10 protein-coding genes are annotated in these 12,549 nt (G+C 43.3%); 2 read left to right on the top strand and 8 right to left on the bottom strand.

The window, feature by feature from the left end:
* Positions 1 to 8: 8 nt before the first annotated feature.
* The 7 genes from DZC72_RS14500 to nagB form a co-directional block, all read right to left on the bottom strand.
* Entirely contained in the window at positions 9 to 1,703 is a 1,695-nt protein-coding gene (locus tag DZC72_RS14500; RefSeq protein ID WP_125223619.1) for a sodium:solute symporter family protein, read from the bottom strand.
* A 67-nt stretch (positions 1,704 to 1,770) separates the two neighbouring features.
* Positions 1,771 to 2,031 carry a DUF4212 domain-containing protein gene (locus DZC72_RS14495; RefSeq protein WP_125223618.1) on the bottom strand — a complete coding sequence of 87 codons (261 nt, stop codon included), beginning with the start codon at positions 2,029 to 2,031 and terminating at the stop codon, positions 1,771 to 1,773.
* Positions 2,032 to 2,075: 44 nt separating this feature from the next.
* Complete coding sequence (locus tag DZC72_RS14490) at positions 2,076 to 3,152, bottom strand: anhydro-N-acetylmuramic acid kinase (RefSeq protein WP_125223617.1); 1,077 nt, start codon at positions 3,150 to 3,152, stop codon at positions 2,076 to 2,078.
* 7 nt (positions 3,153 to 3,159) lie between these two features.
* Positions 3,160 to 4,722, bottom strand: a complete 1,563-nt coding sequence (locus tag DZC72_RS14485; protein WP_125223616.1) for a glycoside hydrolase family 3 protein — start codon at positions 4,720 to 4,722, stop codon at positions 3,160 to 3,162.
* Position 4,723: 1 nt separating this feature from the next.
* Positions 4,724 to 5,989 carry an MFS transporter gene (locus DZC72_RS14480; RefSeq protein WP_125223615.1) on the bottom strand — a complete coding sequence of 422 codons (1,266 nt, stop codon included), beginning with the start codon at positions 5,987 to 5,989 and terminating at the stop codon, positions 4,724 to 4,726.
* Positions 5,973 to 7,505, bottom strand: coding sequence for a glycoside hydrolase family 10 protein (locus DZC72_RS14475; protein ID WP_125223614.1), 1,533 nt, complete (start codon positions 7,503 to 7,505; stop codon positions 5,973 to 5,975). Before DZC72_RS14475 ends, DZC72_RS14480 begins: the two co-directional genes overlap by 17 nt.
* A gap of 53 nt (positions 7,506 to 7,558) precedes the next feature.
* Positions 7,559 to 9,484, bottom strand: a complete 1,926-nt coding sequence (gene nagB / locus DZC72_RS14470; protein ID WP_125223613.1) for a glucosamine-6-phosphate deaminase — start codon at positions 9,482 to 9,484, stop codon at positions 7,559 to 7,561.
* A 196-nt stretch (positions 9,485 to 9,680) separates the two neighbouring features.
* Between nagB and DZC72_RS14465 the strand changes: the two genes are divergently transcribed.
* Complete coding sequence (locus DZC72_RS14465) at positions 9,681 to 10,430, top strand: DeoR/GlpR family DNA-binding transcription regulator (protein ID WP_125223612.1); 750 nt, start codon at positions 9,681 to 9,683, stop codon at positions 10,428 to 10,430.
* 7 nt (positions 10,431 to 10,437) lie between these two features.
* Entirely contained in the window at positions 10,438 to 11,247 is an 810-nt protein-coding gene (gene murQ, locus DZC72_RS14460; RefSeq protein WP_125223611.1) for an N-acetylmuramic acid 6-phosphate etherase, read from the top strand.
* Between the two features lie 116 nt (positions 11,248 to 11,363).
* On the opposite strand, the gene DZC72_RS14455 is transcribed toward murQ, so the two are convergent.
* Positions 11,364 to 12,485, bottom strand: coding sequence for a PQQ-dependent sugar dehydrogenase (locus DZC72_RS14455; protein ID WP_125223610.1), 1,122 nt, complete (start codon positions 12,483 to 12,485; stop codon positions 11,364 to 11,366).
* Positions 12,486 to 12,549: the final 64 nt, after the last annotated feature.

The raw sequence follows: 12,549 nt of genomic DNA, 5'->3' as shown, positions 1-12,549 counted from the left end.
ATTAATACTTAATGACCGCTGGCTTCTCCGGCTCCGCTTGGAATCCGTATGTCCTCCACAATTTCCTGTACATTTTCAGGTGGTGGTGTCGTAAACTTCATAATGACAATAGATACTATAAAATTAACGACCATGGCGATACTGCCAAAACCTTCCGGCGAAATTCCAAACCACCAATCTTCTGGCGTGCCCCCACCAAACCAATCGAACTTGAATTTGGTCATATAGAATAACATAAGCAGGGTACCCGTAATCATTCCGGCAATGGCGCCTTCCTTATTCATTTTTTTATAAAAAATACCCAGTACAATAGCTGGAAAAAAGGAAGCTGCCGCTAATCCAAAGGCCAAGGCGACGACGGCCGCAACAAATCCAGGCGGGTTAATACCAAAATATCCTGCAATGACCACGGCAACTGTTGCCGCAAGACGTGCGGCCCAAAGTTCCCCTTTATCAGAGATATTGGGCTTAAATACTTTTTTTATAAGATCATGGGATACTGAAGAGGAGATGACCAATAAAAGCCCAGCGGCAGTGGATAGGGCTGCGGCCAAACCTCCGGCTGCGACCAAGGCGATGACCCATGCAGGTAGGTTGGCTATTTCTGGATTTGCCAGTACCATGATATCTCTGTCAACGGTCAACTCATTTTTTTCTGGATCTGCTACATATTGAATTACTCCATCCTTGTTTTTGTCGTCAAAAGTCAATAAACCTGTAGTTTCCCAATTTGTGAACCATGCTGGCATGGAACTATATTCCTTATTGCTTACCGTGTTAATCATATTGGTTCTTGCAAATACAGAAACTGCAGGTGCGGTAGTGTAGAGTATTGCAATCAGTAATAGGGCCAGTCCGGCCGATTTTCTTGCATCTTTGACTCTTTTTACTGTGAAGAAGCGCACAATAACATGGGGTAGTCCGGCAGTCCCTACCATTAATGCCAGTGTGATGGCAAATACATCGGCCATGGACTTAGAGCCATTGGTATACGCATTGAATCCAAGTTCCGTGGATAAGCCATCCAGTTTATCCAAAAGATACGTTCCAGAACCGTCATTTAAAGTAGAACCCATTCCAAATTGTGGGATAGGGTTTCCGGTCATTTGAATGGAAATAAAAATGGCCGGTACCATAAAGGCGAAAATGAGCACGCAGTACTGCGCCACTTGGGTATAGGTGATGCCCTTCATGCCGCCAAGCACGGCATAAAAAAGAACGATAATCATTCCTATGACCACACCGGTGTTGATGTCGACCTCTAAAAATCGAGAAAAAACCACGCCTACGCCCCGCATCTGTCCAGCTACGTACGTAAAGGAAACGATGAGGGCACAGATGACGGCCACGATTCGGGCAGTTTTGGAATAGTATCGATCACCGATAAAATCCGGGACGGTAAACTTTCCAAATTTCCGAAGGTAAGGAGCCAACAAAAGCGCCAAAAGTACATAGCCCCCCGTCCAACCCATTAGGTAGACGGAGCCATCATATCCGGCAAAGGCGATGATTCCCGCCATGGAAATAAACGACGCCGCGGACATCCAATCTGCCGCAGTTGCCATGCCGTTTGCCAACGGGGAAACCCCGCCCCCGGCTACATAAAAATCCTTGGTGGAGCCGGCCCGGGACCAAATAGCAATTCCTATATAAAGGGCAAAAGTAATTCCGACGAGTAGGTAGGTCCAGACTTGAACGCTCATAATTTTTTAGTTTGTTTGGTATTTAGTTTTTGGCTGTCTTGGCGTTGTTTAAAAGCATTTTAGGCGGCTATTCATCGTAGCCATATTTTTTGTCCAGTTTGTTCATAAGTCGAACATAAACGAAAATGAGGATTACGAAAACGTAAATCGAACCTTGTTGCGCAAACCAGAACCCGAGTTTAAAACCACCAATTTTTATCGTATCCAAGGCATCTTTGAACAGGATTCCAGCACCATAGGATACTAGGAACCAAATTGTTAAAAGAATGAAGAGATATTTTACGTTTTCCTTCCAATATGCGGAGGCTCGCTTTTGTTTATCGGACATTTTTAGGAATTAACAGATTAGAACAGGAATTTAATGAAAATACTTCAATTGGATAAAAAAATGACTCCGCTCGACGAATCCCTTATGGCACCCGTTACCGTTTTGAGCACGTTGACTTCCCTTTCCGACCGTAATACGCCCATGAAGGCGAATACCAACGCTTCCTTGAATTCGATTATTGTTTTTTCGGGTACCACTACTTCTATATTTTCATTTAATTTTTGCTTCAATGTTTCGATTAGAAAGGTGTTCAGGGCACCTCCTCCGGTGATGAACAATTTTTGGTTTTGCTTTCCGGAATTCAAGGACACTTGCTGGGCAATTTTTTCGCAAATGTGATGAACGGCGGTGTGTAAAAGGTTTTCGGTAATGTCCTTAGTAGCTTCTACAATAGGAACGACCTCCTCCAAAAACCATTCATATCCAATCGATTTGGGATGTGGCAATAGATAGTAATTAAGGTCATTGAGCTTTTTCAACATCTCTGGGTTGATTTTGCCCGATTTTGCCATTATCCCGTTTTCATCATAATCCAGTCCGATTTTTCGTGTAATATAATTCAGGATCATATTTGCCAGGCCGATATCATAGGCAATCCTGCTGCCTTTGGATTCAAAGGAAATATTGCTGATACCCCCAAGATTGAGGCAAAAATCATATTCACTGAAAAGCAATCGGTCACCAATGGGAACCAGGGGCGCACCCTGACCGCCCAAGGCGAGATCGTTGCTTCTAAAGTCGCAAATTACTGGATATCCGGAAGCATTGGCCAAATGCTGCCCCGATCCCAACTGGAAGGTGAGTCCCAATTCCGGTCTATGATGCGAGGTATGGCCGTGGCTGGCAATAAAATCGGTCTCCAAATTATGTTCAACGATAAATTCCTTGGCCCTCGCCCCAAGCCAACTTCCATAAACGTTGTGCAGTTGTAGCAATTTTTCGGCCGATAGGTGAATGGCATCCTTGAGCTCGTTCTGCATTTCCGGTGTATAGGATATGCTTTTTGTTGCCTTGATCTCGAACTCCCATCGGTCCTTATGTTTCCAAAAATGGCAAGAGGCCATGTCCAGACCGTCCAAGGAGGTGCCGGACATCATTCCAATGACGTTATATTTTTTCATAGTTCCGCTATTTTAAAGAAACAGGTAATTTTCCATGCGCCTTTATTTTTCCTAAAAAATGTTCCGTAGCCACATCCTGAAATTCCTTAAAATCTTGATAGACCAATACGGTTGCAAGGGATTTTTTTGCACTAAAGAGTTTTAGGGAATATGGATTTCCAAAATGATACAGTACCACGTTCTTTTCTTCTAGCATTGAATTGATGAAATCGATTTCTTCTTGATGGAAACCAAAATGGTTCGCTGGCTTCACCTTGGGCGGGGTTACCAGTAAAAGAATATTTTTCTCTTGTTTAGTTTCCTGTTTGGCTTCCTCCAAAAAGGAAAGGATATCCTCTTGTGAAGGATTTCCTTTCGGCTGCTTTAAAGTAAATGTGCAGAAGTTTTTTTTGCTGAAAGTATTGATGGTGGCCTCGTTTCCATGGTATAACGTAATGCTTTCCTCGGCGATTTTCCTGTTCAATGCTGCGCTTTTGGAAAGTTCAGTAAATTTGTGATGGTATGGATTTCCCATGGCCTTTTCCTTCAGCTTCCATACCCGTTCAAAGGTTTCTTCCAATTGGTTCAGTGTACTATTTTTTGCGATGGTTTCAATACCTTCTCTAACGTGTTCGGCAAAGCAAAGGATGTCGTTTCCGGCATGGAAGGCGAGCCATTCCAACTCGCCGGGTACGGGATGGATTTTTGAAACGGCATGCATGTTCAGGGCATCGGAAATGACAACGCCCTTGAAATTCATCTCGCCCCGTAACAAATCGGTACAGATTTCCCTGGAAATACTTGCGGGTGTTTCGGTGCCATTCGCCAAAGCCGGTACGGACAAATGGCCCACCATTACGGCATCTATGCCTTCCGATATTATTTTTTGAAAGGGATAGAGTTCATTTTCCAAAAGCTCCTTTTTCGATTTATCGATAACGGGAATTCCCAAATGGGAATCCACCGAAGTATCCCCGTGTCCAGGAAAATGTTTGATACTGGTCAATACCCCAAGACTTTCGGTTCCCTTTATGTAGGCCAACGCTTTTTTTGTGACCTGCTCCCTATTGTCGCCAAAAGACCGATACCCAATCACGGGGTTGTTGGGATTGTTGTTGATGTCCACCACTGGGGAAAGGTTCCAATGGATTCCGGCCGCCAAGCAGTCTTGGGCAATGTTCTTCCCAACTTCATAGATAAGTTCTTCCTTTCCAGTAAATGCGCCTAAAGTAATTGCATAAGGATACTGTGGTGTATTTTCGATTCGCATAGCCAAGCCCCATTCTGCATCTATGGCAATAAATAGGGGGTATTTGGATGCCGACTGATATCTCTTTATCAAGGATTTAAGGGTTTCAAAACTTTCCTCATTCCGAATGACCTCTTTCTTTCCCTCGAAATTGGTTGCCGCACTGGCCCTGGAATGAAAAAAACAGATACCCCCAATGCCGTGGTCTCTTATCAGGGTTTCCAAAGTCTGTATTTCTTCCTCCGTGTCATTGATGAATGCCGCCGGCATAAAGAACTGTCCAATCTTTTCTAGGGGACTTAATCTTGTTTTGGCAATTTCAAAAGGAGGCAGTTCTTTCATGTTAATCGTTGGTTTTCTTACCAAATTCCGCTGGGTAGGTAATGTATTTTAATAAAATCAGGGAAGGAAATGCGGCGATTACTACCCAAATAAAGAAACCATCATAGCCCAACCATTGTTGCATATATCCGCTGATCATACCCGGAAGCATCATGCCGAGTGCCATAAAACCCGTGGCAATGGCATAGTGGCTTGTCTTGGACTTGCCCTCGGCTATGTAAATAAGATACATGAGAAAGGCGGCAAAGCCGAAACCATAACCAAATTTCTCGAACATAACGGTGGCGGTTACGGGGATGACATGCGTCGTTTTTGTAATCGCCAAAAGGGCATAGAGTATATTGGGCAGGTTTAGGGACAGTACCATGGGAAGCATCCATTTTTTGAGTCCGTCACGGGAAATCAGGATGCCGCCCAGAATACCCCCGATAGAGAGCATGATAACACCTGCCGTGCCAAAAATGGTCCCTATAAGTTCCGTGGAATAGCCCAGCCCTCCTTTTTCCGGACTATCCAGCATGAACGGAGCCGCCATTTTTACCAATTGCGATTCCCCTAGTCGGTACGTCAAAATGAAGGCCAACGCAATACCAATGTTTTTCTTCTCAAAAAAGGATTTGAACACTTCCAAAAAGCTTTTTGGCTTTTCGGCAAGATTGGATGCATCCGACTCATATTTTGGGGTCACAAAGAAATTGGAAATGGTTAGCAGCAGCATGAGAACGGCCGCAGCTATCATAGTGATGCTCCAGGCCTTGGAATTGTCCCCATATTTGTTTTCCAGGAACCCGGCCAAGATTACAATAAGTCCTTCTCCCGTAACCATGGCCAAACGGTAAAAGGTGCTACGCATCCCTACGAAGAAGGACTGTTTTTTTTCGGTCAGGCCCAACATATAATACCCATCGGAAGCAATGTCATTGGTCGCCGATGCAAATGCTGCCATCCAAAAGCAGGCTAACGTTGTGATAAAAAACATGTTGGTAGGTATGCTAAGGCCCACACCCAATAATGCGACGGCAATAACAAACTGCATGGACAAAAACCATTTGCGCTTTGTACTTTTTAAATCGACCAAAGGACTCCAAAGCGGTTTCAACACCCAAGGTAGATACAACCAACTGGTATACAGTCCAATATCTGAATTGCTAACGCCCAATTGTTTGTACATGATAACGGAAACCGTCACCACCAATACATAGGGCAGACCTTGTGTGAAATATAAAATGGGGACCCATCCCCATGCACCCTTATCTTTTTCTGCCATACCCCGGTATTTGATTTAAATGTATGATTGTTGGTTGAGATTCTTGTCCATATCGATTTAAAAAAGTAACGGCAAAATTAGTTCCCTTTAGAACCGATTTTCGTATTTGAACTTGGTTTGATCCGGTAGGAACAAAAATCTTGTCCAAGAGTTTTTTGCTTTTTAATTCCGATGTATTTTTTTTAACCGAGTTGTATACGAGTACATATTGAGTAGTATTTTCATGGTCCAATGTCAGTGTCACAAAATCAGGTGATTGTTCTTTTTCGATAATGTTGACGTTTTCCAAATGCTCCTCGTAGCCATTCTTCACCTCGGGCGTTAAGGCCGGCCATTTGTAATACTTTCTTCCCAAATAGGTGACCACATCCTCATTTTTATCCATCAGGGATTTTGCGCTGAACAAAATATTGCCTGATATCTCTGGGGTCTGCCGTGCCAACTTAAATTGGTTGGGTAATTCTTTCTTTTTCTCCCACGCCTGATCACTATTATTTCGGACTTTATACGCCCCATTCCCGATATATACATAACTGTTTTCGCTATTGTTTGCCCACCAATCCACAAGGGTTTTATGGGAGGCCACAGGAAGGTCCAAACTCCAATATATTTGAGGAGCTATGTAATCAAGCCACCCCTTTTCCATCCAAAGTAATGGGTCGGCATATAGGTTTTCAAAGGTCGTTTGACCCGCTTGGGTTTCGGAACCTCGTGGGTCGGTAGACTTGTTCTTCCATACGCCAAACGGACTCACCCCAAAAGATACCCACGGTTTGATATCCTTTATCGCGGTATAACTTTTTCTAATAAGGCTGTCCACGTTGCTACGCCGCCAGTCGGGCAAAGACTGCTGAGGTTGGGAACAGTTGTAAAAGGTGATACTGTCATTAAACACTTCGTCCTTAATGGTATAGGGATAGAAATAGTCATCAAAATGAATCCCGTCAATATCATACGTGAGAGTCAGTTCCTTTATAATAGAAGTCAGTTTTTCCTGTACTTGTGGCAATCCTGGATTATAATAATATTTGGTTCCGTATTTGACCATCCAATCCGGGTTCAAGTTATAATCATGATCTGGACTTAGAATATCGGTTTTTAGATCAAATGTGGCCCTATAGGGATTTAACCAGGCGTGGAATTCCATACCCCTTAAATGAGCCTGTTCAATCATCCAAGGTAATGGGTCATCCTCCCATTTGGTATTCTCACCTTCGGTTCCGGTCAGAAATCGGGACCACGGGGCAAATTCCGAAGGATAGAAGGCATCCCCGGCTGCACGGACTTGCACAATGACGGCATTGTAATGTAAGTTTTTATAAAAATCCAAAATTTTAAGGTAATCTTCCTTCTGTTTTGCAACGGAATCCGTTCCGTTTTTTGGCCAATCAATATTCACCACAGTGGCGATCCACACCCCACGAAATTCCTTTTTTGGTTGGGGTATATTCGGTTTAAAGACACCGCAAGAACTGGCGATGGTCAAAAGAACAATTACAAACAGCTTTTTGGGCATTGGAAAAATAAAAAGGGCCTATTATATCGAAAATAGGCCCTTTTTTAAGAGTATTAAAATTTATGTCTCACAAAAGCTTCCATGGCGGCATACGAGGACATGCCCAGGGCCTTGTATTTGTTGGCTGTGTCCCTGTTACGTTCCTCGGCACGCATCCAGAATTCGCGGGAGTCGTCCCCTTGGAACATGACCCCATCCTTTTGGGATTGGTGGCAAAATATTGCATTTCGTTTTTTTAGGACCTGTCCCGGACTCATTGGAACGCACATTTCAATCTCGTTGATGTCCCATTCGTGCCAAGCGCCTCTATACAACCATAACCAACAATCTTTAATGAATGGTTCCGGTTTTAGCCGCTTTAGAGCCTCCAAAACGGCATCCAAACACACCTTATGGGTACCGTGGGGATCAGCAAGATCTCCAGCTGCATATATTTGATGAGGTTTTATCTGTTTAATAATATCTACCATAAGTGCGATATCATCTTCGGACAGGTTGTTCTTTTTTATAGTTCCCGTCTCGTAGAAAGGTAAATCCAAAAAGTGGACGTGGGAATCCTTTAGCCCCATATATCGTGTAGCGGCATAGGATTCTGAACGTCTAATATCTCCTTTTAACCTTCGTAATTCAGGAGAATCTATTTGGCTATCCTGTTTATTATTGATTGAGTTGATGATTTTTTGAACCTTTTCCGATGGATTCAAATTCATCGCTATTTCAGCGAATTTTCTGGCGTCGGTATCCGAAACTGCGATGTTTCCAGATGTTTGATAGACCACATGTACTTCGTGGCCCTGTTCTACCAATCTGTCAAACGTTCCTCCCATGGAAATTACGTCGTCATCCGGATGTGGACTAAATATAATGATCCGTTTTTTGGCAGGTTCCGCCCTTTCCGGTCTATGGGTATCGTCCGCATTTGGTTTACCCCCGGGCCACCCTGTAATTGTATGCTGTAGCTTATTGAAAATCTGAATGTTTAGATCGTACGAATCCTCTTTGGAAAGTAGGTCCGCCATGCCATTGTCGTTGTAATCCTTATCGGTTAGGCTCAGAACGGTCTTGCCTGTCTCTTCGCAAAGCCAGATGATGGCCTTGGCCTTGAGTTCTTCCGTCCATTCGCAGGCATCCACTAACCATGGGGTTTTGTTTTTTGTCAATTCCGATGCGGCCCCTGCATCCAGGATAAAGGTACAGTTGGAATGATTTTGTAGGTAGGTGGCAGGTACTTGGGAAGAAATTTCCCCTTCAATCGTTTTTTTGATGATTTCTGCCTTGTTCTCTCCCCAGCCCAAAAGCACGATCCGTTTGGCCTTGCGAACTGTGGCGATACCCATGGTGATGGCCTTCCTGGGAACGTTGGTTATTCCGAGGAACGCTGGTGCGGCATCCACACGCGTGATGTGGTCCAAGGTAATCACCCTTGTCCCGGAATTATAATGGGAACCGGGTTCGTTAAATCCTATGTGTCCCGTTCTACCAATACCCAATAACTGAAAATCGAGTCCGCCGTAGTCCTTTATTTTCCGTTCGTAGTCCAAACAATAGGCCACTGTGTCCTCAGGTGCGACCGTACCGTCAGGAATGTGCACGTTTTCAGGGTCAATATCTATATGGTTGAAGAGATGTTCGTACATGAAGTAGTGATAGCTCTGAATATTGCTTTTTTCCATGGGCAAATATTCGTCCAAATTGAAGGTGACCACATTTTGGAAACTGAGACCTTCCTCTTTGTGCATTCGTACCAGCTCAGAATACACACGAATGGGAGAGGAGCCCGTGGCCAGCCCCAAAACACATGTTCTTCCCTGATTTTGTTTTTTTCTGATGAGCTCCGCAATCTCTTCCGCTACGCGAATGGACGCTTCATTGGAATCCGAAAAAATGACGTTGTGGATTTTTTCAAATCGGGTTTCCTCAAATTGTCCGATGGGTTGGTGGCTTATGTCCCTCTTTTTTTTGACCATGGTGGTTTTCATAGAAAATTGGAATTATACTTTTTAAATTCATGCAAAGATAGGCAATAAAAATTTATTTTGCTGTTTTTTGCAATATTAAATTGCTGTTTTTTGCAATATTTAATATTAAATTAATTTTCAGGATACAATAACGGAATAAAACGGCATGTTTAAATTTTAGTTATCTTTGTCCCAATTTCTATTTATTTGAATACCTATGTTGAAGGAAGAACGCCAACAAATCCTCTTGAACGAAGTAGAATTGCATAATAGGATTCTATTGACGGATATTGCAGAAAGCTTGGATGTTTCCATTGATACCATCCGTAGGGACGTTAAGGAACTGGATGCCGAAAACAAATTGAAGAAGGTTCATGGTGGTGCCATTTCCTTGGGTTTTACAAATAGTAATAGCAGGAATACCAATATTTACGCCCTAGAGGAAAAGGTAATCATCGCCCAAAAGGCGGTTACTTTGTTAAAGGACGGTGCGGTCATTTTTATCGATGGGGGAACCACTTGTATGGAGCTGGTACGGCTCATTCCGGATAATTTACGCCTGACCTGTTTTACCATCAGTCTACCGGTAGCCATGGAATTGTCCCACAAACCAAATGTTACGGTAATTTCCATTGGGGGACAGATATCCAAGGAGGCCCAAATATCCATAGGTGCGAACGCCATTCATAATCTTTCTGAAATTAGGGTCGACTATAGCTTTATAGGTACTGGATATGTGGATGCCGTGTATGGGCTTACGGAGTTCGATTGGGATATCGTACAGGTAAAAAAGGCGGTCATAAAGGCGGCAAAAAAAACGGTTTTATTGTCCATTTCGGAAAAGCTAAATTCGCAGCATCGGTATAAAACCTGTGATATCAATACCATTAATACCATGATAACGGAGTTGGAACCATCCGACAGAATGTTGGAGGTCTTCCGCAACTGTGACATACGCATCTTATAAATACCTTATGGAATACAAAAAAATTACGGAGTCACCCTCCAATCATGATCATTTGGAACAATTGGATACGGTTTCCATCCTCCAAAAAATGAATGAAGAGGATAAGAAGGTTGCCGATGCGGTCGCCTTGGTAATCCCCCAGATTACCCAGTTGGTGGATGCCCTTGCCGAACGTTTTATACAAGGGGGACGTTTGTTTTACATAGGTGCGGGAACCAGTGGCCGCTTGGGGATTTTGGATGCCTCCGAAATTCCTCCCACTTTTGGTATGCCCCATGAACGTGTTATTGGACTTATTGCAGGTGGGGATACGGCCATTCGAAAGGCGGTCGAGAATGCTGAGGATGATACCCAACAAGCTTGGTTGGACCTAAATGAACATTCAATAAATGAAACAGACGTTGTAGTTGGTATTGCTGCTTCGGGCACGACACCTTATGTTATCGGTGGTCTTGAATCGGCACAAAAAAATAATATCCTCACGGCTTGTATCACCAACAATCCGGGTTCGCCTATTACAAAGGTTTCCGATATTCCTATTGCCGTGAACGTGGGTCCGGAATTCGTAACGGGAAGTACACGGATGAAAAGTGGTACCTCGCAAAAGCTGGTACTAAATATGATTTCTACGGCACTGATGATAAAAATAGGACGCGTAAAAGGAAACAAAATGGTGAACATGCAGCTCACAAACCACAAGCTTGTAGACCGCGGTACGAGATATATAGTCGAAGGTCTAGGTGTTCCTTACGACCAGGCCGAGGCATTGCTAAAAAAACACGGCTCTGTAAAAAAGGCCTTGGAGGCTGGTAAATAGGAAAAGTGTTTTGCTTCTTGGATTATAGGGTGCAAAAAATTAAAGCGTCGAATTCCGAATGCCAAATTCCGAATACCAAATTCCAAAATACATAGAAATTTTGCCCTAAAAGGTTTTTATTTTTTTGAGTTCAGCCGATAAATCCCTTTTCCTTCCACTCCCACGTAAATTAGTCCGTCAGGTCCTTCTTCAATGGAACGTACGCGTCCTATGCCGTCCATTAATTTCTCCCTTTTGGTTACCTTGCTTCCGTCTAGTTCCAAGCGCTCCAAATACTGAAATGCCAAGGAACCTACAAGAACACTGCCTTTCCATCCGTTGTATTTGTCCGTGGTTATAAAGACCATGCCACTTGGTGCGATGGAAGGTACCCAGTAATGAATGGGTTGTTCCATGCCGTCCATTTTGGTTTTGTCGGTGATAGGTGTTCCGCTATAGTTAATGCCATAGGTAACGACCGGCCACCCATAGTTGGTCCCCTTTTTAATGATGTTGATTTCATCACCTCCCCGTGGGCCATGCTCATTGTCCCATATCTCACCTGTGTTGGGATTTACAGCCAGTCCTTGCGGATTTCTATGTCCGTAACTATAGATAGCGGTCTTTGCACCGTTTTTTCCCACAAAAGGATTGTCTTTGGGTACACTGCCATCATCGTTCAGCCTATAAATTTTTCCTCCATCCTTAGTAATATCCTGGGGGTTTATGTCCCTTTCACCTCGTTCCCCTATGGAAAAAAAGAGGTATCCGTTTTTGTCAAATACAATACGCGAACCAAAATGTTGTCCTTTGGTAGTATTGGGAACTGCTTTGTACAATACTTCATTTTGAACCAATTTAGTACCGTCCAATTTGGCTCTCATAATGGCCGTATTTCCACCTTTGTTATCTCCCTCAGGCGATGCATAGGAGATATAGATCCATCCATTTTTTTCATAATCGGGATGCAGTTCAATATCCAAAAGACCACCTTGTCCCCGCTGATAAATTTTGGGTGCATTATCGATTTTTGTCTTTTTTCCATTAAAAAATCGGATTAAATCACCGTTTTTTTCGGTTATCAGCATACTGCCGTCCGGAAGGAAGGTAAAGCCCCATGGAATCTGTAGGTCATCGACGAACAGCTCGGCATCAAAAGGAACTTGCTCCGGTGTAGAAACCTTGTTTTCAGGGTTTTGTGCACAAGAAGAATTTAGTAATACAACGAAAAAACAAAAGAATAATACACTTTTTTTCATGTTGGAACGTTAGAAGAATATTCAATGAGTGAAGATATATTTTTTTAAGTAAAACGGAGAATAT

Origin of the sequence: Maribacter algicola (assembly GCF_003933245.1) — a bacterium.
Lineage (GTDB): Bacteria > Bacteroidota > Bacteroidia > Flavobacteriales > Flavobacteriaceae > Maribacter > Maribacter algicola.
This window is presented reverse-complemented; position numbering and strand designations above follow the sequence as displayed.